This window comes from Clostridium beijerinckii, assembly GCF_008705175.1.
In the GTDB taxonomy this organism is placed as follows: domain Bacteria; phylum Bacillota; class Clostridia; order Clostridiales; family Clostridiaceae; genus Clostridium; species Clostridium beijerinckii.
In genome coordinates this window covers 4232071-4251727 of the sequence record NZ_CP043998.1, presented here as the reverse complement: position 1 = coordinate 4251727, position 19657 = coordinate 4232071, and the positions used below count along the sequence as shown (strand labels likewise).

Below are 19657 nucleotides of genomic sequence, written 5' to 3'. Positions count from 1 at the left end.
GCATGATTTGCCCTATACATAAAGCCCACGATAATTTTTGATTGTCGCGGGTTATTTTTATGAGAAATGTTTATCTATGAAATTTCATTTTATAGCTGAAGAAGAGTTAAAATAGCGTTTTAACTAGAGGTTTTCAGCTGGATAATGAAATGAATTATTTAGTTGGTAGGATGTATTATAAAATTACCTTTTAAAGCAAAGTGATAATAGTTTTGATGTAGTATATTTTAATCCTATGTTTAAAGAACCAAATAAAAAGCCGGCATCAGTAAATTCATTTAGGTATTTTGCGGATCACAAAGGATTAACAAAGGGGATTTTAATGAAAACTCTTAGGGTTTGTAAAAAAAGAGTTGTTATCAAAGAAAGGCAAGGTTCTAATGATTTTGAAAAGCTAGGAATAGAAAAATATTATGGAGGTAAGAAAAGCAGTTCAATTATTTATGGGGTAATTGAAAAAACAACCAATTTAGATATGAAGGATAAATGAGCTAAATAATTGATACCTATAGATCGGATTAGAAATGTAGAAAAATAAACATATATATGCGTATTGAGTACAGATAATGAGTTATATTAAAATATTTATAAAAATAAAGATATAAATTATGGAATAATAGAAGGGAAAATGAAAAAAAGAACGAATTTTATAATTAAAGTATGTATTTGTTGAAAAATAAATTTATTAAAAATAAAAGTTATCATAATGAAGGGAGGTATTTTTAATCCGTAATTTTAGAAAATTATAAATTATTATCGTCATTGATTAAGAACGCAAAATATAATACGATTAAATGCTTTTAAATTAGCTAAAGTATAAAGGGGGATAAGTCGATGAAGAAAATCTTTTACCCTGGAATTAAACTTATGAATAAATTAAAGTATTCAAAAAAGTTTCTACTAATACTTACAATATTTCTAATCCCGATTTTAGCAGTTCTTTCTTTCTTTGTTCATCAGCTAAATGGTGATGTGAAGATTAGTGAAAATCAGATTAAAGGATTGAATTATATTAATGCTACAACATCCTTTGTACGGCATGTTCAACAACATAGAGGATTAACGTCAGTGTTACTTAGTGGAAATAAATCCACTGAAGAACAAGTAATTCAAAAAGAACAAGAAATAAAAAATGATATAGTAGCTATAAACAAATTAGACGAAGATTATGGTAAAGAACTTGGTACAACAAATGAATGGGCAAGTATAAAAATTGATTGGTCTTCATTAGAAATAAAAGATAATAAGTCTGCACTCAGTGAATTAACAGCAAAACATACTGCTTTAATAGGTAAAATACTTGATTTTAATGGTAGCATTGAAGATAGTTCAAATCTGATATTACAAAAACAGTTAGACAGATATTATTTGGTAGATACCATCGTAAATAATCTACCAATGGTTACAGAAAATCTTGGATTGTCTAGAGCTGTTGGATCTGGAGTTGCAGGAAGAAAGTCAATAACAGATGATGAAAGATTTAAATTAGTATACGTGACTAAAGCAGCTACTATTAATTTGAATGCATCTATAAAAGGACTTGATGAAGTATATAAAACTAAGCCAGAAATAAAGGACAAATTAAGTGGAGAGATTACAGGAGCTTTTAACAATTCAAAGGAAATAATTGATATAGTTAATAAAGAACTTTTGGAAACAAATAGTATAACGATTGATTCAACAGAATATTATAATAGGGCTACAACGGCTGTAGATAGTATTTATACTTTAATACATGGTGAATCTACAGAGTTAATGAACATATTACAGCAAGATAATGCTTATACAGTTAAGATTAGATTTTTCGTTTTAGTTATTTCGGTGCTAACAATCTTAAGTTTAATTTATCTATTCGTAGCATTTTATTATGGAATAAGAGGAACTATAGAGTCAATTGAAGAATCAACACACAAAATTTCAGAGGGAGAGCTTAACGTACATATTACTCATGATGTAAAAGACGAGACGGTTTTGATAATTGATGCTCTAAATAATATGACAAAATCTTTTTCTCAAATTATTGTAGCAAGTAAAAATGTTTCAAGTGATGTAATCGATTCAGCAGAAAATCTAGCAAAAACTACAGAACAAACAGCTAAGGTTGCTAATATAATTACTAATTCTATTCAAAATGTTGCAACAAAATCTGAAGAGCAATTACAAATTTCAGAAGACGCATCTGTTGCGATAGAAAAAATGTCAAAAGACATAGAATATATCGCAAAAAATTCTAATGAGGTTTTAAAAGCTTCAAGGCAAGCAGACGAGTTTGCAGAAAAGGGCAATATATCTATATTAGAGACAGCTAATATGATAAATAATATAAATAACTCAGTAATAGAATCTAATTCTACCATTTATGCGTTGGGAAAAAAATCAAAGAGCATAGGTGAGATTATTGACACTATTACATCTATTGCAGAACAAACAAATTTATTAGCTTTGAATGCATCAATTGAAGCGGCTAGAGCTGGCGAAGGAGGAAAAGGTTTCGCAGTAGTTGCAGAGGAAGTTGGAAAGCTTGCAGAACAGTCATCTAACTCTGCTAGAGAGATTTCAAAAATTATACATTCGATACAAAAAGATAGCATGGAGTCTATAAATAAGATGGATAATGTTACAAGAAATGTTCAGGAAGGACTAAAAGTAGTAAATGAAACAGGAGAGACCTTTCAAAAAATTATATCATCTGTAAGAAGTATAACAAAACAGATTAGTGAAGTAACAGCAGCCTCTAAAAATATATCAAATAATTCAGAAAAAGTAACGGCTACTGTCAGGGAAGTAAGCCAAATAGCTGTTGAGTTTTCTGAGAGTGCACAAGAGGTGGCATCGGCTTCAGAAGAACAATTAGCTTCTATTGAAGAAGTATCTTCATTAGCAAGTTTACTTAATGAAAAAGCTGATGAATTAGAAAAGATTATTCAAAAATTTAAGGTTTAAGGTGCTTGGTACTTTTTAATTGTGCCTAAATAATAATTGAAACTCACGGAAATCAATATCTGATTTTCGTGAGTTATTTTTATGCGATATATACATCTTTTTATAATTGAAATACTTAAAAATTATCACTTATTGAGTTATTAGGTGAGATTAAAAAGCTTCTAAATTTTGGCATTAAGTTTCTTATAAATTTCTTTTAAAGCGTATCATATGATACGGAGTCTAGCGGGAAAGTGTAATATAATACTTATAAGAAGTAAATGAGAATGAATTTCAAAGGAGGGTGTTATGAATAAGTTAGGAATAGATATTGGTTATTCAACTCTTAAGTATGTTTACTTAGATAATAATGATAATTTAATTGAAAGTAATTATATATTCCATAAAGGAAATATTAATAAATATTATAGTGAGTTAATTGAGAAGGTTAAAGCAGTTAATAAAGAATCAAATATGGTTATTGGGATAACAGGAAGTTTATCATCAAGAATTAATTTAGATAAAAAATATCATATCAATAATAGTATTTCTCTTATTGAAGGAGCTTTATTTAAAAATAAGAATGTTAAATCTATTATTGAACTTGGTGCACAAGAAACAAAATATATTACAGATATAGACGTTAAAAATGTAAAATTCTTTATGAATACAAGCTGTGCAGCTGGTACAGGTTCTTTTTTAGAAGAGCAGGCTTCAAGATTATCTATAGATATAAAAGATATATCAGCCTACACAGAAAAAGCTACAGAAATTCCTAGAATAGCTGGAAGATGCAGCGTTTTTTCAAAGACTGACATGATACATCATATGCAGGATGGAGTGAAAGTAGAGGATATATTACAAGGATTATGCCATGCACTTGTAAGAAATTATAAAGCAAATGTTCTTCAGAAAAATAAACTTAATAAACCAATCATGCTTTCTGGTGGGGTAATACATAATAAAGGAGTAGTTAAAGCTCTAAAGGATGTATTAAAGTTAGAAGACGAAGACATTATAATTGAAGAAAATTTTGAGTTACTAACATGTTTTGGTGCTTGCAAGATAGCAGAAGAAAAAGGATTAATTATAGATGTAAATAAACTTAGCTCTTCTGAAAAATTAATTATAGAAAAGCCTAAAAATAGCTTATTTGAAAAATTAGATAAATTCGGAGTAAATGATAGCTTAAATAAGCATACTTGTATAAATAATAATTTAAAAGAAGGTTACTTGGGGGTTGATATTGGATCAACAAGTATCAATTTTGTTGTTATTGATGAAGCTAACGACGTGATTGATTATATTTATACAAAAACTAATGGAAAACCAAAAGAAGTTGTTACTGAGTATTTTGATATATTAAAGGAAAGATTAGGAGAAGACTTTAAATTCAAAGGAATAGGTACAACTGGTTCTGGTAGAGAGTTTATTGGAAAATTAATTAATGCGGATTTAATTATAAATGAGATTACAGCTCAAGCAGAAGGTGCGATAAATGTATGTAGTGATGTTGATACCATATTTGAAATTGGTGGTCAGGACTCAAAATATATATGTATAGAAAATAAATTAGTAAAAGACTTTGAAATGAATAAGATATGTGCAGCTGGAACAGGAGCATTCATAGAAGAGCAGATTAAGAAACTTGGAATAAGTCTTGATGAATTTGGAAAGATTGCTTTAGAAGGCGATAGCCCTTGCAATTTAGGGGATAGATGTACTGTTTTTATTGAAGGAAACATAGGTAAAGCAATAGGAGAAGGCGAAAGCATTGAGAATATTTCAGCTGGACTTGCTTACTCTATAGCAAAAAATTATTTAAATAGAGTTGTTGGAAATAGGCCTATTGGAAATAAAATTTTCCTTCAAGGTGGAATTGCTCATAATCAAGCAGTAGTAAATGCATTTAGAGCTTTACTTAATAAAGAAATTATTGTTCCAGAATTCTTTAGTGTTACAGGTGCTTTAGGAACGGCGGTTTTAACAAAGGAAAGTATAAAGAATAACGAAAAAGATAAGAAACAAAATAGCAGTATAGATTATTCAAATAAAGGTGAAAAATTATTCTTAGAAGGATATATAACTGATAAAGATGCTAATAAAAAAACAATAGGGATACCAAGAGTATTATTTCTTAATAAAATGTTCCCGATGTTTAATGAAATATTTAAAAAATTAGGATATAATGTTTTACTTTCAGATGCAACTAATGAAGATATAATAGGCCTTAGCCAGGAATATTCTTTTGAAGAAACATGCTTTCCAGTTAAATTAATAAATGGACATGTAGCATGGCTTTTAGAGAAAAAGGTTGATTATATATTCCTTCCACATCTTTATACTATGAAGCATGCAGGTTCAGATGTAAGAGAAGATTATGCATGTGTGTATATGCAGACTTCACCAAAGATAATTGAAAGCGTGTTTAACTTAGCAGAAAAAAATATAAAATTAATATCACCAACATTATCATTTAATTTTGGTAAACAATATATGATTAAAACTTTATTAAGTATAGGAAAAGATCTTGGAAAAAACAAAATAGAAACAGCGGCGGCAGTAATGTCTGGTATGAAAAAGTTTATGGATTATGAGAAAAATCTTGAGTCACTTGGATCGGATGTTTTAAAAAATATAGGTGAAGATGAAAAAGTATTTGTAATGATAAGCAGAGTATATAACATAGTTGATCCAGCATTGAACATGGGCATAGAAAATGAATTGAAAAAGCGTGGATATAAAGTACTTCATTTAACTCACCTTGAAGCTTCTGAAATGAATATAGGAGAAGAATATTCTAATATGTATTGGCCTTTTGGGCAGCACATAATAACTGGAGCAAAAATTATAAGAAACCATAAAAATTTATATCCAATATACATTACTAATCATGGATGCGGACCAGATACAATTCTTACTCATTATTTTAAAAAGGAAATGGGAAGTAAGCCTTATCTGCATATAGAAGTAGATGAACATTCTTCAAAAGTTGGAGTAATTACAAGGGTAGAGGCATTTATAAATTCAATTAAAAATTGTGATAATAATGGCCTTTTAGAAAATAAAGTTGAGGAATCTGCTGAAGGTAATTGTAGTAAAAAACTTGGAATGGTTAATGAAGTTAAATTTGATAATAAACTTCAAAACTCTAAGAATGAAATAGAAACTGAAAATGAAGTGATAATTCCATATATGTATCCATATAGCAATATACTAAAAGCTTTCTTAGAAAGAAAAAATACAAAGGTTACAATATTAGAACCTGTAAGTGAAAGCACAATTGAAATTGGAAAGCAATTTTCAAGAGGAAAAGAATATTTTTCATTAACTGGTTTAATATCAGAGGTCATAAGTAAAGTTAAAGAAAGTGAAAAAGAATATACATTATATCTTCCTACAGATGAAGGAAGTGAAACCTTTGGGCAGTATGGGAAGCTTATGCAATATAAAGCCTTAGAATGTGGAAGAAAACTAAATCTCGAAGCGCCATTTATAGAAGATTACTTAGGAGATAAAGATTTTGGTCTAGAATTCTTTAAAGCATTGGTAATAGGCGATCTAATTAATAGATTACATGAAGATAAAAAAGAAACATCCTTAGATGATTTAATTAAAGCAATAAAAAATAATAATATATCAGACTCATATTTTGATGAAAAATTAGAAATCCTAAATAGTGAGATATTAAAAGAAAATAAAAAGAAACTGCTTATAGTTGGAGAAGCTTTAGTAGTGCATAAAGATTATTTAAATAATAATCTCATAAAAAGGCTAATTGAAAATTATGATGTTGTAAAGCAGTCATTTGCAGAAGAATTATATATGCTATATAAAGATTTTAGCAATAAGAGAAATAAGACTAATAAACAATATTTAAAATTAATAGATGAAGCCAAGAAGATTATTAATAAAGTTAATTTGATTCTAGAAGAAAAATCTCCATTTAATAGGGAAATTGATAGTCTTAATGAAATATTAAAAGATAAACTTCCAAACTATGCAGGAGGAAGCGGAAGATATAGATTTGCTAAATTATTAACAGCAGAAAATGTTGATGGGATTATTGTTGTAAGCTCTATGTATGAAAATACAGCTACAATATTAAAAATACTAAGAGAAAAATACAAAGAAGAAATAAAAATTCCTGTATTAGATCTATATTTTGATAGTAATATAAACAAAAATAATGAAGAACTAATAGAAACATTTATAGCTTATCTGTAAATAAACTAAATGGATCTTAGAGTTATGGTTATAATCACCGAAATAACAGGGATTCTGTTATTTCGGTTTCTAGAGAATTTCACTGTGGATTTCTAACAGTATAAGTTGTACCAATTTCTGCATGCTCCTTTGACAAGCAAATGACAAGCAAAAATAGAACAACTTGTACTGAAGAAATCCTACAGCAAAATTCTCAATGAAACACTGCACAAAAGAATCCCTATTATTTCTAGTATGGCTATATATATAAATCAATGGAGAGAGGTTGTTTACCTACATATAAAAATGAAAAGGAGAATGTAATATGCAAGAATTAATTAAGAATATAGAAAAATCAAAGGCAATAGATTTTGACAGCTTAGTAAGCTGCAAGGAAGGTCAAATAGAAACTGTTACAATGGCTCAAAAGAAAGGTGTAGGACTTACTGCATTAGCATTTGGAAAAGGTGAAGGCGTTGGGCCTCATGCAGCTAAAGGCGATGCTATGATTGTTATTCAAGAAGGAGTTGCTACTGTAAAGATAGGTGATGAAGTAATGGAAGCTCACAAAGGTCAAGTGGTAGTTATGCCTGCAAATATTCAGCATCAAGTGACTGCAAAAGAAGATATGAAGATGCTATTAATAGTAGTGAAAGAGGATTAAGCTTATGAAATATTTAAGAAACATCAAACCATTTGAACCAATGAAAATGAAAGATATGATAAGTCATTCAGGAAATACAATAGCAAGTAAGGCTTTAGTAGATAATGAAAAACATGAAGTTAGATTCTTTTCATATGCAAAAGGAGAAAGCATAGATAAGGAATATTATCAGATGGAATCATTATTTATTGTAATAGAAGGAGAAGTTAAAGTTGTTTACAATGAAAATGACGAATCAATAATAAGCGAAGGCGATATTTTTGCATTGGAAGCTGATATTCAATATGGAATGGAAGCATTAACTGATGTAAAGTTATTGAACATATTAATAAAAGAATAATTTATATAAAAGATTATAGATAACCCAGCTAAGACCTGAACTTATGCATATTACTCATTTTTGGTTGGAAGATATTTCATAGTGTAAGTAGAGTTGATGATTGTGTTATCTATATGAATTAAAAAAGCAAGGCTAGATTTTAGTCTTGCTTTTTAATATTTAAATATTTACTTATAAATTGACAGAACGAAGAAGAATGTAGAACAACTGGTGTAAATTGAATATTTGGTATTTTATATAATTGGAAATTTTACTTCCGGTTATATTTTTGATGTGCCCGTATAGGTACGTGTTATAATCGGTGAAAGTTCGCAATGGGGACTGATAATGTCAACTATTAACTTTAATGGAGATATTCCATAATATATTTAAAGTTAGAATCTAAAATTATTATAATAATTGAACAAGAGACGTTGTAAAATAATACAAAATATATAGAAACTACCCCTGTGCCGTGAAACACGGTGCAGGGGTAATTATTTGAAGAAGTAAAAAACGAAGCCAATGGTTGAGTTAAATCATCTTGCTATAACATAACTTCAGCAGCAGATGAAGAGTTCTCGTTTAAAAATGCATATGAATATTTATGTAAGCCAATTATGTAATTTTTACTCCACTTCATTATTTCCTTTTGCATTAGAGGAGTAAACAATGATGAAACTCCTGGATTTTCAAATGAATATCTTAACTTTCTTATTTCCATATTAAGTTTTCTGTGACACATTTTAAGTTCAGAACAGTTGTATTTTGTTTGGGTTATTTCTTCATCAAAATTATTATTTGCATAATATTCAACAGAGTCCAAAGCTTTTAAAATTTCATTACTATCCTTTTCCTTTTCTAAAGCATAAAGAAGTTTATTAACTCGATTAAATAATTCTTTATGCTTATTGTCAATAGCATCAAACTCCATAGAAAAACTAGTATTAAAATTAAAATTCATAAAAACACACCCCTCATAAATTAATATTTTTATATTTATTTACCTATAATTTAAAATTCTCAAAAAATTAAATAGTTCCTTCTTTCTGAAGAATATATTTTAATTTGAATTTCAACAAAATACATCAATATAAGTCATAAAGTATTCATTGTTATGATTGAAATTTGTATATTTTTGATTGCTATATGTATATCGTGTCAAAGAATGTAATAAATTTAATTGGAGTCTATTAAAAATGTATATTGTAATTAAGTTTCTAAATTTTAGTTTCAATCGAACATCTGGTTTGCTAAAGATTTAAGTAAAAAAATATAATTTCATATTTCAGCACATAGACTTAAACTTAATAAAATTTAAGTAATTTATAATTGTAATATATGTTATTATTTAGTTATAATGTCAGAATATCTTAGGAGAAAGAAAAGGCTGTAGCAATGCTAAATTTAGGTGATTTATAAAATATTTTTAATAGAAAGGACAAGGCAAAATGAATGAAATATTTAGGCAAATACCATTGTATAGGTTCATCATGTTCTGTAATGAAACAACTATGGATAAAGTGGTTCTAGATTGTGGTGCAGGAGGGAATTTTCCACCGTTAAGCTTATTTCTAGAATATGGGTATAAAACGCATGGAATAGAATTTGATATTAATCAATTAAAAGAGGCTAATATGTATGCACATAAAAAAAATCAAGATTTAAATATTGAACAAGGAGATATGAGAAATTTAAAATTTGAAGATGAAACATTTAGCTTTGTTTATTCTTATAATTCGGTATTTCACATGAGAAAAGAAGATGTTTTAAAATCAATAAATGAAATGAAACGTGTATTAAAGCCTAGAGGCTTACTTTTTGTGAATTTTCTTACGACAAAGGATTCTCGTTATGGAACAGGTTTAGCTATTGGTGAAAATCAATATGAGCAAGTGGAGAGAAACACTACTGTAATACATTCATATTTTGAGGAATGTGAGCCAGATACATATTTTGAAGATATGGAAATATTGCATAAAGAAATTAGGGTATTAGAAAGAATGGATGAAGGTGAAAAAATAAGACAAGGATTTGTTGATTATATTGTTAAGAAATTATAGATTTAGTGGTTACTATTAATTTAATGATATTCTTAAGAAAATAAAAGATGATGGGGAGTTTAGTTATGAAGGATTTTGAAAGTATACTTAAATATTATAAGGAAGAATTGAAATGGAATCCGCCATTTGCTGATGCACTTTCTAAATATTCGCCAGATGGCTTAAGTGGATATTTGGCAATGCGTGAATCAATTGAAAATGGACATCTTCCTAAAAAAACAAGGGAATTAATTTTTACTATATTGGATAGTTTAGATGATGAAGTAAGTGGAGCAAAGGCACATGCTGTTGCAGCTGTAGAAGCAGGTTTAACTATGGAAGAATTAGTAGAAGCATATGTAATTGTAACTATTGTTAAGGGAATAAATGTACTGTGTAAAACAGGAACTCAAGCAATTAAAGCAGCTGAGGAAAGGCTAGAAGAGATAAAGCTAGCTAAAGGAGAGGAATAAAATGAAGTTTTCAAATCCAATGATAGTTGTTTCTAATATGGAGAAATCAAAGAAATTTTATTATGAAGTACTTGGGCTAGAGGTTGTTGTTGACTTTGGAGCAAATGTAACTTTAACTGGTGGTATTGCATTACAAACAAAAGATACTTGGTTATCATTTATATGCAAACAGAATGATGAAATTGCTTTTGGTGGAAATGCAGCAGAATTATATTTTGAGGAAGATGATTTTGACAGCTTTATCCAAAGGCTTAACAGTATCTCAGATATTAATTATGTACATCCTATGATAGAACATTCTTGGGGGCAGCGTGTTGTTAGATTTTATGATCCTGATAAGCATATTATCGAAGTTGGAGAAAATATGGTCATGGTCGTAAAAAGATTCTTAAATAGTGGTCTATCCATAGAAGAAACGGCTATTAGGATGGATGTGCCAGTTGATTATATAGAGTCTTGCTTAAAATAGATATAAAGATAGCGATACTACTTATACAGTTAACTACCTCTATTTTTTAGATAAACTAATATTTCACTAAAGCTAATTAATACTCTAGTAAAGTTAATTAATATGACATGATGCTGTCAAGTTTTATGCTGTATTATTATACAAAATAGGAGGTGTAGTTATGGAGCAATATGAGGATAAAGAAACTTTCATAAATGAACTAAAAAGGACAGCAACACTTTTTATAAAAGAATTTGATGATGTAGCAGAAAGTGATAAGAATCTTATTATAGAAGGAATAGATAGAACCCCTGAAGAAATTATTGCATATCAACTTGGGTGGATGCAGCAGCTTAAAAGCTGGGAAAGTGATGAATTGGCTGGAAAGGAAGTAATAACACCAGATAAAGATTTTAAGTGGAATCAACTAGGAAAGTTATATGAAAGATTTTATGCTAAATATAATGACTATTCGTTATCAGAGTTAAAGGAAATATATATTTCAAATGTAGAGGATATTATTTTATGGATAAAAGGTTTTGATGAGGATCAGTTATTTAATCCAGGAGGCAGAAAGTGGGCAGAGTCAACACCATCTAATTGGCCAGTTTGGAAATGGATTCATATAAATACTGTTGCACCTTTTAAATCTTTTCGCAGCAAAATTCGAAAGTGGAAAAAACTTCGTGCAGCACAGGTATAATCCATTAAGTAAGTACTGCATAGTAATTAATAATAGAATTTATCATTGAAATCTGTATATTTTTAAATAAGTTTAAGTCGAATGATATTCAAGTTTTCTTAATTTAAATGTGAATTAGCCTCTATTGTTTGTTATAAAAGGTAAACTTATAATAAATTTATCAAAAGGTATTTTCAAGCCTAAATATCGGAGGTATAGAATTGAACGAATTAAATATAGGGGAAACAATTTTAAAGTTAAGAAAAGAGAGAAAATTGACTCAAGAGGAATTAGCTCTTATGATTGGAATTTCAGCAGGAGCAGTAAGTAAGTGGGAAAATGGAAATTCAATGCCTGATATTTCAATATTAGCACCTTTAGCCAGAGCTTTAAACACATCTATTGATACATTATTATCATTTCATAAAGAACTTTCTGAAGAAGAAGTTAATAATATAAAATCAAAGCTCACAAAACTATTTCTTAATGAAGGGTATGCAGCTGGTGAGAAAGAATGTAAAAGGTACCTAAGTGAATATCCAAACAGTATTTGTTTAAAAGTCGAAGTTGCAAGTTTGCTTAACACATACCTTATGATGTCTGAGGATGATTCAGAAGAGTTTATAAAAGCAAAAAGACAAGAAGCTTTAGATTTGTTTAAGAAGGTAGCTGAAAGTAAGGATCCTAAATATATGCAAATAGCTGTGTTTTTCATTGCTCATATTAATATGATTTTGGGAAATTATGAAGAAAGCGAAAGAGCACTTAATGAACTTCCCAAAAGCTTAGATCCAGTAACTCTATACCCAGTTATTCTTGAAAAGCAGGGAAAGAAAGAAGAAATTCAAAAATTTTGCAGCAATAAATTATTGAATTATCTAAATAATAGTATCCTTATGCTAATTATAATGGCGAAGACATCAAAGAAAGAAAAAGATTATGAAAAGGCAATGCTTTATCTAGATGCATGCCATAAGATTCAGAATATATTTCATATTGGATTAGGTTCAGCTGCATATAAATATGTTGAATTATATATTGAAATTGGAGATAAAGAAGCTGCTGCCAAATGGTTTAAAACCTATATTGAAGAAGTAATTTCTATGGGATATGACTACAGCAGCAATCCTTACTTTAATAAAGTTGAATTAGAAATAAAACCTGAAGAACAAAAAATAATTAGAAAGAAAATGCTTAAATCAATTATTGACAATGAAGAATTTAAGATCTTAACTGGAATTAAAGAGTACGATATGGCTATTAAAGAAATTGAAAAAGCCATTCTTAGCAGCTTTCAATAGGATTATATTAGATTTTGGTGAGGATTCACATAAGTTCTATTGCCATTGCTGAATCATATAGATAGCACAATCATAAACTATACGTAAACTATGAAATATCTTCCAACCAGAAATGAGTAATATACTTTTGTGGAATGTTTCATTGGTAATTTTGATGGATGTGATTCTTTGGCTATAAGTTGTTCCAAATGTGCTAGTTCAAAGCTTGTTCTTTGAGACTAGCACATTTGGAACAACTTTATAGCCTTAGAATCACCCATCAGAATTACCTAGAAACTGGAACAAAAGTATATTATTCATTTCGGCGAGTTATACGCATAAGTATAGATCATAGTTGAGTTATCTATAATAGAGCATTTTGATTAGGGGGATTTGAGATGAATTGGCTTGGTATATTACCAATTTTAATGGGAATAATCCATTTAATATATTCTATTTGGTGTAAAGATAAAATTACTTACTACAATAAAAGATTTGCAAGAAAAACAGAAATGACAATTATAAAACCAAGAGAATTTTTTAGGATGCAGTTAAAATTTGCAATATTAAATTCAGTGTATCTTGCTGTGGCTGGAATAGTAATAATTACTTTTAATATTTCTAATATTTTTGTTATATTATCAATTGGAGGATTTCATTTTATAAATCTTATATTAGTAATACAAAGTAAAATGAAAGGTTATACCTACTATGAATAATGCATAATTAGCAAGTATATTAAAACGTAATTATAATGATTACAATATAAGGGTTTACCCTTAATAAGCATGTGAGAATTCTTGAGGAGGAGAAGTTTTGAAGGTATCATTTACTATTGGTTTAATTATTGCGATAGTTGCGTATATAGCAGGATTTTTAATGAATGATTATAATATAACATTAAAAATATCTGGTTTCTTAAGTGCTTTTTGTATTGTTATATGTGGAATTTTAAATGGTTCCTTTATTAGTGGCGATAAATACTTAGCTAATTATCTAAGTGAAGGAAAAGATGAGAGGAATAAAAGAACAAAAATAGTAAGTAATTTATTGATTATATTAATACCTAATATTGTTGTTTGTATAATAGTATTGTGGTTTATAAACTTCCATCACTAAGATATAGAATTATGAATAAATAAATTTTGAAATATAAGAAGGGCACTATTTCTAGTGCCTTTTAGTAAAAGGTAACACTTGAATTACCAACGACTATGATTAAGGAACCATAATCAAATGGCTTTAAAGTGTGTTCAGTGGATTCGGCTTCTAACTTTACCATTTCCTTCATGGAATAATCAGAATCAAGTATAAATATAATAGCCTTGCCGCTAGGAGAATCAATTTTAACCGTCATAGGAGTACTTATTAATAAATTTGAATCTCTTGCATTATAAATTCCTTGAGAAAGAGTTTTACCAGATTGACTATAAGCGCTGGTTGTTAATGATGTAACTAATATTAATAAGAAAGCAAATAATGCTGTACGAAATCTCTTCATTAAAAATCATCCACCTTTCTTAATTAAACGGTATAATTAATTGATTTATTTTATTATGTGAAAAGTTAATATATATATTCAGAATAGATATTTATTTAATAAAACAAAAATAAGCCCTTGAAAATAAGGGCTTATTCTGGTGGTTCACTTTTAATGAAATTAAATTACTACTATCTTACGAGAGTAGTATATGCGTTTCATAAAAAAATATTCAAAACTATAATATTGTAAATAATTGTTAGGTTAAATAAATAATAAAAAAGAGATAGCAGGGTAATCTAAAATGCTATCTCTTTACCATAGTTGAAAGTTAATACTTCAATGATAATTATTTGCATAAGTTAAATGAAATATTCACCAATATTAAAATTTTTTCATAGAGTGGATTTAATAAGTTTTATTTATTCCCCATTAAAGTTAATATTAAAATTTAATGAATTAATATAATCCTCGATTTTACTTTTTGAATTAAGACTTATTTTATATGAAACAGTAAAAACTTTTTCTAAAAAGGTATAATATATCTTTACAATGAAAACCTCATTTTTTTCTTCTATAAAGTCAAGGCTTCTTATATCTATATATTCAATAAATTTATTTCCAATAAAAATTCCATCTTCAAGAAAATACATTTTAGATACAACTTTGTCATATAAAAATAGACATAAAATAATAATAAATATAAGAATACAATTACTTAACAATAAGTACAAAGAAAAGCTTTCTGCAATATTTCTTATTATAAGAAATACAATAAAGATATACATAAAATATGAGTGTTTATTAGAGCATAAATGTGAATCAATTACTAAATTAGCTTTTTTATCTCCAACTAACCTACGGTAGGATTGGATATAATTTATCATAAAAATTAATGAAATGCAGAAAAAAACAAGGAATAGAAGAATATCTAAATATTTAAATATTAAAATCATAAATCACCTCAATCTAAGTCTATTTAAATTATATTATACATAAATATATGACAAAAATAAACATAATAGCATTATGCTTACACGAAAATAAAAGTATATAATCAATAAAGTTTAAAGATTATATACTTTTATTTTATATTATTAAACACTTTTTAATGCACATCTCAAAGAAATAACTGGATTATATATTAAGGAAATCTGAAAAATAAAGCTTAATTAATCTTAATTTTGATTTCATTTAAAGCTGAATTCATAGAATCTAAAAGATTTAATTTATCAGTAAGCTCCTTAATTATTTCCTGATAATTTTTTTCTCTTTCTTCCTGCTTTAAGTCTCTGGTTTCCTGTGCTTTTAATATGTATACTATAAGCACACAACTAAGTAATGTCCAGATTCCTTGAGTCATAGCAACCTTTATAAGATCATCATACATAATATCATCCCTCCATATATAACTTAGTTTTTAGTAGATTTAAAGAAACTCTTTTAGCTGTATTTACAGATTGTCTAGATATTTTAAGAATTTTACCAATTTCAATATCTGAAAGCTGCAGATAGAATTTATAATAAACAATTTGTTTTTGTCTAGGTTTTAATGATGAAATTAAATCATTAAAGAATACATCTGAATAATCATTGCTAGAATTATTTTCATTAAATGATTCTAATGATTCATCATCACAATTAAAGGTGAGGAGATTATTATCACGATTGACTTTATATGATAATCTAATTGCTTGATTTCTAAGACATCTTTTTATATACATTGAAGCATCTGCACCAGAAACAAATTTATCAAAATTTATCTTTGTAATTAATTCATAAAGAAATATGATAAGGTCTGTTTCAGCTTCGGGATATTTTAGTTTATAGATTAGGTATTTTATCTTTGAATTAAAATAAGATAAGATTTCCATAAAATTATTTTTATTTTTCTGAAAAATTATAAGTTTTTCTAATAAGTCTATATCCATATTCTAACCTCCAAGCGATTTATTTAGGCTTGCTTATTTCCTATTAAATAAAGTTAATGTCATGACATATATTAATTTTAACGGTTATATTGATAAAATGAAACTGGCGATATCATAGAAACTGAATTATATTATGAGATAGTATATATGAGACTTATGTTTTCATCTGTTATCTTAAATTTGCTAAAAAAATTATCTGTAATAATGATAAAATAGTTGAAATTCAAAAAATAATATCAGATATTGAACTAGATGAATTTTCATTAATCTTTCTAGTTTACTATAATAAGTTTATAGTCAGTTAAATAACTGCTATAGAATTAACTGATTATGCGGCTAAAAAGAAAATACCTTATCATAAAGTTATTAGAAAGAAAAATGTTGACCTAAAGATAGAATTGTGGAGAGATAAAAATAACCTGCAGAGATTCTGAAGGTTATTTCTATAATGTACACTTTATAATATTATTACAAAAGCGCATTTACAATTTAGAGTAAATATAAAAATTGTAAGACGTGTATGTTTATGTTAAAATATGTTCGTATTAAAATACAACAAGTTAATCCAATAAGGAGAATAAAATTGAAAAAGATAAAAATTATTTTATCAGTAGCAGCTATATTAGTAACATTAAGTGGTTGTGGAAATCAAAAACCACAAAATAATGCTAACCAAACCAATAATGATACAACTACTGAGGCTACTACAGATACTAGTGATAATACTACTAGTAACAGTGATTCAAAAAATACAGATAATAATACTGAAACAAATAATACTGCTAGCTCATCTACTGATAGCAAAGATACAAATATTGCAGTGGAGAAAAACAATAATAGCACGAATAATAATTCTAGTTCACAAAACAATGATAAAGAAACTAGTAATGATGAAAAATCATTTTATGGTAATTGGGAAATCAAAAAAGTAGCAGGATATGCAAAGGTATCTGTTGGTGAAAAAACATCACTAATAGGTTTAAAGATTAGTTTGTCAAATAACTTAGCGACCTTTGGTAATGAATCTTATAATAATCCACAATATAAGATGACAAACAAAACTCAAAATAATATGGCGAGTGAGTATAAGACCAATCTTTCAAAAATAGGTGTTAGTACTGATTCTATTATGCAATTAAATGTATCAGATAAAATAACTTTATTCATCAAGGACAATAATACTTTACTTTATTTTGATGAAGGTGTATTTTATGAGGTTAAAAGAGAATAGTAAAATATAAAGATAAAAGAGGTAATCTGCAAAAATGTAAATTACCTCTTTTATCTTTGTATATATTTTTCAATGATAAATCTACATTTAAAATTCTAGTTAGCCAAGTGATGAGTTAAGGCCAAAATCCCTATCTATTTGAGTTTGTAAACTTTGTTTATATATGTTTTTTCAATGTATAATTCTATTTCTAATTGCTTTTTGTTATAATTAACTAACAATAAGTTGTAAATAAAAATTTATATGTTTTTAAGGAGATACTGTTTATGAAGAAATATGATACAGTTATATTTGATTTGGATGGAACGCTTCTTGACACTCTTGAAGATCTTGCTGATAGTGTGAATTTTGCATTAGTAAAATATAATTTTCCATCTAGAAAAAAGGAAGAAGTTAGAAGTTTTGTAGGAAACGGAGTTGGGCGTTTAATGGAGCTTTCTGTACCTGACGGCTTAAATAATCCTTATTATAAAGAATGTCTTGCAGATTTTCGAAGTCATTATTCAAAAAATATGCAAAATAAAACTAAAGTATATGAAGGAATCATGGGGCTTTTAGAGGTTTTATCAAAGGAAAACTATAAGCTTGCAATTGTTTCTAATAAATTTGATGCAGCAGTAAAAGAGCTTAATAAGATTTATTTTGAACAATATATAAAAGTTGCAATTGGAGAAAGTTCAAATATTGCTAAAAAGCCAGCCCCTGATACAGTAATTAAAGCTTTAAAGGAATTAGATTCTACTACTGATAAGGCAATATATGTAGGGGATTCAGAAGTAGATGTAAAGACAGCTAGAAATTCTGGAGTTAAATGTGTAGGCGTAACCTGGGGATTTAGAGATAGAGATCTTCTAAAGGAAAAAGGTGCTGATTACATTATAGACAAGCCATGTGAGTTGCTAGAGATAATTGGTGATTCTGAGAACTAAGAATCTAATTTTAAGAGTAACTTTTTACGTATAGTTCAATTTCTAAAATAATATTTTGATATTGTTGAAATGGAAACAAAAGAGTAATATAATATTGTTAATGCGTTAAAAAGTGGGAGGATAGGCCATGAACAAACAAGAACAGGTCTTAATGGATTTTAGGAAAGTATTTAATAAGATGGCTTGGCTTAATAAACTTAAGATGGAAGATAGTCTTAAGGGATATAACCCATCAGAAGTACATTACATTGAATGTATTGGAAGAAACGTAGAGTCCAACGTGACAAAACTTGCAGAGTCTCTTTATATGACTAGGGGAGCTATAAGTAAAATGACAAAGAAGCTTATACAAAGAGGCATTATAGAAAGCTATCAGAAGCCAGATAATAAGAAAGAAATCTATTTTAGGCTCACTGAACAAGGTCAAAAAGTTTATGAGATCCATGAAAAGCTGCATAAAGAGTTTCAAGATCGAGATAAAGTCGTATTTGAGCAAGTGACTGATGAACAATTTGATGCTATGCTTGGCTTCATAGAAAAATATAGCAGACATTTGGACGCAGAAATAAATAAACTTGGAATAGATACTAAGTCTGATAAATCTGAATAATTAAAATAAAACTATAAGCAGCCTAATTCCATTTGGAATGGGCTGTATTTTTATTTCTTTCAAATTATAGATAAGCAGATTTATGGGATACTCCAACGAAAGCAGAAACATTGTTATTTCGCAGGGCTATGAAAATATCGCTGAAAGTGCTAAATTTCAGGTTGCATCACTAATGCTTGCTCCCAATTTCATTGTGACAAGCATTAGTGGAACAACCTACAATTAAGAACTTTTAACAGCTTATTTTCAAATGCCTGCTGCATAAAAATGTTTCTGCTTTCTATTTGGTATATATTTCATAGTGTAAATCTAGCTTACAATGAGGCAATAAAAGACAAAAAAGTATTACTGATTTGGGAATATTATACACTTTTATAGGCTAGCAATTCTGAAAAGTTGTTATAAGGCTGTTAGAAGAGCTTCTGGTGCTTTACTCATTT

19 protein-coding genes and 1 pseudogene are annotated in these 19657 nt (G+C 27.9%); 15 read left to right on the top strand and 5 right to left on the bottom strand.

Annotated elements, in window-relative coordinates; genetic code table 11:
- Positions 1 to 181 precede the first annotated feature (181 nt).
- The 5 genes and pseudogenes from F3K33_RS19215 to F3K33_RS19195 all read left to right on the top strand — a co-directional run.
- Positions 182 to 490 (top strand): annotated as a pseudogene (locus F3K33_RS19215) (class I SAM-dependent methyltransferase); the annotation flags it as partial.
- Positions 491 to 834: 344 nt separating this feature from the next.
- Positions 835 to 2943, top strand: a complete 2109-nt coding sequence (locus tag F3K33_RS19210; RefSeq protein ID WP_039773763.1) for a methyl-accepting chemotaxis protein — start codon at positions 835 to 837, stop codon at positions 2941 to 2943.
- 288 nt (positions 2944 to 3231) lie between these two features.
- On the top strand, positions 3232 to 7149 hold the full coding sequence (locus F3K33_RS19205) for an acyl-CoA dehydratase activase (protein ID WP_039773764.1): 3918 nt from the start codon (positions 3232 to 3234) through the stop codon (positions 7147 to 7149).
- A gap of 304 nt (positions 7150 to 7453) precedes the next feature.
- Positions 7454 to 7792: a cupin domain-containing protein gene (locus F3K33_RS19200; RefSeq protein ID WP_012059922.1), complete on the top strand. Its 339-nt coding sequence runs from the start codon at positions 7454 to 7456 to the stop codon at positions 7790 to 7792.
- A gap of 4 nt (positions 7793 to 7796) precedes the next feature.
- Positions 7797 to 8132: a cyclic nucleotide-binding domain-containing protein gene (locus F3K33_RS19195; RefSeq protein ID WP_023975198.1), complete on the top strand. Its 336-nt coding sequence runs from the start codon at positions 7797 to 7799 to the stop codon at positions 8130 to 8132.
- 526 nt (positions 8133 to 8658) lie between these two features.
- On the opposite strand, the gene F3K33_RS19190 is transcribed toward F3K33_RS19195, so the two are convergent.
- Positions 8659 to 9075, bottom strand: a complete 417-nt coding sequence (locus F3K33_RS19190) for a hemerythrin family protein (protein WP_023975197.1) — start codon at positions 9073 to 9075, stop codon at positions 8659 to 8661.
- Positions 9076 to 9562: 487 nt separating this feature from the next.
- Here F3K33_RS19190 and F3K33_RS19185 point away from each other — a divergent pair, with 487 nt between their 5' ends.
- The 7 genes from F3K33_RS19185 (at position 9563) to F3K33_RS19155 (ending at position 14155) form a co-directional block, all read left to right on the top strand.
- Positions 9563 to 10174, top strand: coding sequence for a class I SAM-dependent methyltransferase (locus F3K33_RS19185; protein ID WP_039773765.1), 612 nt, complete (start codon positions 9563 to 9565; stop codon positions 10172 to 10174).
- A 65-nt stretch (positions 10175 to 10239) separates the two neighbouring features.
- Positions 10240 to 10626 (top strand): carboxymuconolactone decarboxylase family protein, encoded by a 387-nt coding sequence (locus F3K33_RS19180; RefSeq protein WP_017213060.1) that lies wholly within the window; start codon positions 10240 to 10242, stop codon positions 10624 to 10626.
- Between the two features lies 1 nt (position 10627).
- Positions 10628 to 11095 carry a VOC family protein gene (locus F3K33_RS19175; protein ID WP_023975194.1) on the top strand — a complete coding sequence of 156 codons (468 nt, stop codon included), beginning with the start codon at positions 10628 to 10630 and terminating at the stop codon, positions 11093 to 11095.
- A 160-nt stretch (positions 11096 to 11255) separates the two neighbouring features.
- Positions 11256 to 11777: a ClbS/DfsB family four-helix bundle protein gene (locus F3K33_RS19170; RefSeq protein WP_039773766.1), complete on the top strand. Its 522-nt coding sequence runs from the start codon at positions 11256 to 11258 to the stop codon at positions 11775 to 11777.
- Between the two features lie 200 nt (positions 11778 to 11977).
- Positions 11978 to 13057, top strand: a complete 1080-nt coding sequence (locus F3K33_RS19165; protein WP_023975192.1) for a type II toxin-antitoxin system RelB family anti-toxin — start codon at positions 11978 to 11980, stop codon at positions 13055 to 13057.
- A gap of 377 nt (positions 13058 to 13434) precedes the next feature.
- Entirely contained in the window at positions 13435 to 13755 is a 321-nt protein-coding gene (locus tag F3K33_RS19160) for a hypothetical protein (RefSeq protein WP_023975191.1), read from the top strand.
- Between the two features lie 97 nt (positions 13756 to 13852).
- Positions 13853 to 14155: a DUF5316 domain-containing protein gene (locus F3K33_RS19155; protein ID WP_012059912.1), complete on the top strand. Its 303-nt coding sequence runs from the start codon at positions 13853 to 13855 to the stop codon at positions 14153 to 14155.
- Positions 14156 to 14216: 61 nt separating this feature from the next.
- Here the strand turns inward: F3K33_RS19155 and F3K33_RS19150 are convergent, their stop codons facing one another.
- From F3K33_RS19150 to F3K33_RS19135, 4 genes are all read right to left on the bottom strand, one after another.
- A complete protein-coding gene (locus tag F3K33_RS19150) occupies positions 14217 to 14537 on the bottom strand; it encodes a hypothetical protein (RefSeq protein ID WP_012059911.1) in 321 nt (106 codons plus the stop codon).
- Positions 14538 to 14938: 401 nt separating this feature from the next.
- On the bottom strand, positions 14939 to 15169 hold the full coding sequence (locus tag F3K33_RS26870) for a hypothetical protein (protein ID WP_236887846.1): 231 nt from the start codon (positions 15167 to 15169) through the stop codon (positions 14939 to 14941).
- A gap of 515 nt (positions 15170 to 15684) precedes the next feature.
- Positions 15685 to 15906, bottom strand: a complete 222-nt coding sequence (locus F3K33_RS19140; RefSeq protein WP_012059909.1) for a BhlA/UviB family holin-like peptide — start codon at positions 15904 to 15906, stop codon at positions 15685 to 15687.
- Between the two features lie 4 nt (positions 15907 to 15910).
- Positions 15911 to 16447 carry an RNA polymerase sigma factor gene (locus tag F3K33_RS19135; RefSeq protein ID WP_039773767.1) on the bottom strand — a complete coding sequence of 179 codons (537 nt, stop codon included), beginning with the start codon at positions 16445 to 16447 and terminating at the stop codon, positions 15911 to 15913.
- A gap of 583 nt (positions 16448 to 17030) precedes the next feature.
- Between F3K33_RS19135 and F3K33_RS19130 the strand changes: the two genes are divergently transcribed.
- From F3K33_RS19130 to F3K33_RS19120, 3 genes are all read left to right on the top strand, one after another.
- Entirely contained in the window at positions 17031 to 17678 is a 648-nt protein-coding gene (locus tag F3K33_RS19130) for an LptM family lipoprotein (protein WP_039773768.1), read from the top strand.
- A gap of 266 nt (positions 17679 to 17944) precedes the next feature.
- Positions 17945 to 18607 carry an HAD family hydrolase gene (locus tag F3K33_RS19125; RefSeq protein WP_039773769.1) on the top strand — a complete coding sequence of 221 codons (663 nt, stop codon included), beginning with the start codon at positions 17945 to 17947 and terminating at the stop codon, positions 18605 to 18607.
- Positions 18608 to 18734: 127 nt separating this feature from the next.
- Positions 18735 to 19217: a MarR family transcriptional regulator gene (locus F3K33_RS19120; RefSeq protein WP_039773770.1), complete on the top strand. Its 483-nt coding sequence runs from the start codon at positions 18735 to 18737 to the stop codon at positions 19215 to 19217.
- Positions 19218 to 19657: the final 440 nt, after the last annotated feature.

Coding starts and splice junctions, on each gene's coding strand:
- F3K33_RS19210 (WP_039773763.1), top strand. CDS start 835: ATGAAGAAAATCTTTTACCCTGGAATTAAACTTATGAATAAATTAAAG.
- F3K33_RS19205 (WP_039773764.1), top strand. CDS start 3,232: ATGAATAAGTTAGGAATAGATATTGGTTATTCAACTCTTAAGTATGTT.
- F3K33_RS19200 (WP_012059922.1), top strand. CDS start 7,454: ATGCAAGAATTAATTAAGAATATAGAAAAATCAAAGGCAATAGATTTT.
- F3K33_RS19195 (WP_023975198.1), top strand. CDS start 7,797: ATGAAATATTTAAGAAACATCAAACCATTTGAACCAATGAAAATGAAA.
- F3K33_RS19190 (WP_023975197.1), bottom strand. CDS start 9,075: ATGAATTTTAATTTTAATACTAGTTTTTCTATGGAGTTTGATGCTATT.
- F3K33_RS19185 (WP_039773765.1), top strand. CDS start 9,563: ATGAATGAAATATTTAGGCAAATACCATTGTATAGGTTCATCATGTTC.
- F3K33_RS19180 (WP_017213060.1), top strand. CDS start 10,240: ATGAAGGATTTTGAAAGTATACTTAAATATTATAAGGAAGAATTGAAA.
- F3K33_RS19175 (WP_023975194.1), top strand. CDS start 10,628: ATGAAGTTTTCAAATCCAATGATAGTTGTTTCTAATATGGAGAAATCA.
- F3K33_RS19170 (WP_039773766.1), top strand. CDS start 11,256: ATGGAGCAATATGAGGATAAAGAAACTTTCATAAATGAACTAAAAAGG.
- F3K33_RS19160 (WP_023975191.1), top strand. CDS start 13,435: ATGAATTGGCTTGGTATATTACCAATTTTAATGGGAATAATCCATTTA.
- F3K33_RS19150 (WP_012059911.1), bottom strand. CDS start 14,537: ATGAAGAGATTTCGTACAGCATTATTTGCTTTCTTATTAATATTAGTT.
- F3K33_RS26870 (WP_236887846.1), bottom strand. CDS start 15,169: ATGTATTTTCTTGAAGATGGAATTTTTATTGGAAATAAATTTATTGAA.
- F3K33_RS19140 (WP_012059909.1), bottom strand. CDS start 15,906: ATGTATGATGATCTTATAAAGGTTGCTATGACTCAAGGAATCTGGACA.
- F3K33_RS19135 (WP_039773767.1), bottom strand. CDS start 16,447: ATGGATATAGACTTATTAGAAAAACTTATAATTTTTCAGAAAAATAAA.
- F3K33_RS19125 (WP_039773769.1), top strand. CDS start 17,945: ATGAAGAAATATGATACAGTTATATTTGATTTGGATGGAACGCTTCTT.
- F3K33_RS19120 (WP_039773770.1), top strand. CDS start 18,735: ATGAACAAACAAGAACAGGTCTTAATGGATTTTAGGAAAGTATTTAAT.